This window comes from Streptomyces narbonensis (assembly GCF_014649015.1).
GTDB classification, from domain to species: Bacteria; Actinomycetota; Actinomycetes; order Streptomycetales; family Streptomycetaceae; genus Streptomyces; species Streptomyces narbonensis.
On the sequence record NZ_BMSF01000052.1, the window covers coordinates 1 to 2,506 of the forward strand.

The window sequence follows — 2,506 nt, forward strand, 5'->3', positions numbered from 1 at the left end:
CCGGGGCTGCGGTTGGTGAACGGGTACTCGCCGGTCGAGTCGATGATCTTCACCTGCTGCCACGACGTCACCCCGCAGGACGCCGAGGGATCGGCTGTACCCGTCGGGTCCGTCATCTCGCGCAAGCAGGTGTACGTCCTCGACGAGCGCCTCCGCCGCCTTCCGCCCGGCACCGAGGGCGAGCTCTACATGGCCGGCGTCGGACTGGCCCGGGGCTATGTGGGTCAGCCCGGTCTCACGGCCGAGCGGTTCGTCGCCCACCCGTACGGCGCGCCCGGCGAGCGCCTCTACCGCACCGGCGACCTGGTGCGGATGAGGCCCGACGGCGTCGTGGAGTTCATCGGCCGTGCGGACGGGCAGATCAAGATCCGCGGTTTCCGGGTCGAGCCGGGTGAGGTCCAGGCCGTGCTGATGCGGCACGGTGCCGTCCGGCAGGCGGCGGTCGTGGTCCGGGAGGACCGGCCGGGTGACAAGCGCCTGGTCGCCTACGTCGTCCTCGACGCGCTGACGTCTCCCGACGAGCTGCGGTCCCATGCCGCCGACCGGCTCCCCGAGCACCTGGTCCCCTCCGCCGTCGTCGTCCTCGACGCCCTGCCGCTCACCCCGAACGGCAAACTCGACCGCAAGGCCCTGCCCGCCCCCGAGGCCCGCACCGGACCGGTGGGCCGCGCCCCCGCGACCCCCGCCGAGCGCACCCTGTGCGAGCTGTTCGCCGACGTCCTCGGACTGGACGCGGTCGGCGCGGACGAGAGCTTCCTGCTGCTCGGCGGCCACTCGCTGCTCGCCGCCCGCCTGATCAGCCGCATCCGCCGCACCCTCGGCGTCGAGATCGGTATCCGTGAGCTGTTCCGGGACCCGACCGCCGCGGGCCTCGCCCGCGCCCTCGACGGTGCCGAGCAGGCCCCGGCGGCCCTGCGGCCCACCGAGCGTCCCGCCGAACTCCCCCTGTCCCACGCCCAGCAGCGCATCTGGTTCCTCAACCGGACCGAGCGCACCAGCCCCTCGGAGACGGCGACGGGCGGAGCCACGTACAACGTCCCGCTTGCCCTCCGGCTGCACGGCACCCCCGACACCGACGCCCTGCGCCGGGCCCTAGCGGACGTGGTGGAGCGCCACGAAGCCCTGCGCACCCTGTACCCCGCGCACGACGGGGAGCCCCGCCAGCAGGTGCTGAATCCCCAGGACGCCCGCGTGGCCTGGACCCACACCTCCCCGGACGAGGCCGGCCTCACCGACGCCCTCACCTCCGCGGCGCGGCAGGGATTCGACCTCGCTGACGAACTTCCCGTACGGGCCCACCTGTTCGGGCCGCAGGCAGGCCCGGGGGAGTACGTCCTGCTGCTGGTGGTCCATCACATCGCCTGTGACGGCTGGTCGCTGGCTCCGCTGGTGCGGGATCTGGCGGTGGCGTACGGGGCTCGGGTGGACGGGGGTGCGCCGGAGTGGTCGCCGCTGCCGGTCCAGTACGCGGACTACGCGCTGTGGCAGCGGGAGCTGCTCGGTGATCCGGCGGATGCCGGCAGCGTCCTCGCCCGGCAGATCGCCCACTGGCGTGAGGCCCTCGCAGGCCTCGGCGACGAGCCGGCTCTCCCCACCGACCGCCCCCGCCCGCTCCACCCCTCCCATCAGGGCGGCGTCGTCCCCGTGGACCTGCCGGCGGAGCTGCACGGACGGCTCCTCGATCTCGCCCGCCGCAGCGACAGCACGCTGTTCATGGTGGTGCAGGCGGGCCTCGCCGCCCTGCTGACCCGCCTCGGTGCCGGGACCGACATCCCCCTCGGCACGCCCGTCGCCGGGCGTTCGGACGAAGCCTTGCACGATCTCGTGGGCTTTTTCGCGAACACGCTGGTGCTGCGGACCGACACCTCGGGCGATCCGACGTTCCGGGAGCTCGTCGCCCGGGTCCGTGAGACCGACCTCGCCGCGTACGCCCACCAGGACGTGCCCTTCGAGCGGCTCGTCGAGGAGCTGAACCCGGTCCGCTCCGCGGCGCGGCACCCGCTCTTCCAGGTGATGCTCGTCCTCCAGAACAACGCCGTCGCCACACCACGGCTCTCCGGTCTCGACCTCGTCGGCCAGGAGGTCCTCTCCCTCGACGTCGCCAAGTTCGACCTGACCTTCGACGTCACCGAGGCGTACGACGCCACCGGCCGTCCCGCCGGTATCAGGGGCTCCGCCCAGTACGCCGTGGACCTGTTCGACCGGGGCAGCACCGAGGGGCTGGTGGGGCGTCTGGTGCGGTTGCTGGAGGAAGCCGTCGCGGATCCGGATGTGCTGATCGGTGATCTGGACGTCCTGGCGGTGGACGAGCGGCGGTCGCTGCTGGGGGAGTGGAGCACGACGGCGGGCACATCGCCGTACGAGGTCTGTGTCCACGACCTGTTCGAGGAGCGGGCCGCCGTGTCGCCGGGGTCGACGGCGCTGGTTTTCGGTGATGTGCGCCTCTCGTACGGGGAGTTGGAGCGGGACGCGAACCGTCTGGCGCGGTATCTGGTGGCTCGGGGCG

1 protein-coding gene is annotated in these 2,506 nt (G+C 73.0%); it reads left to right on the plus strand.

All coding sequences use genetic code 11. The annotated features are described in order from the left end of the window. Window positions 1-15: 15 nt before the first annotated feature. On the plus strand, window positions 16-2,506 hold a 2,491-nt coding region (locus tag IE124_RS33940), incomplete at its 3' end, for a condensation domain-containing protein (protein WP_189513864.1).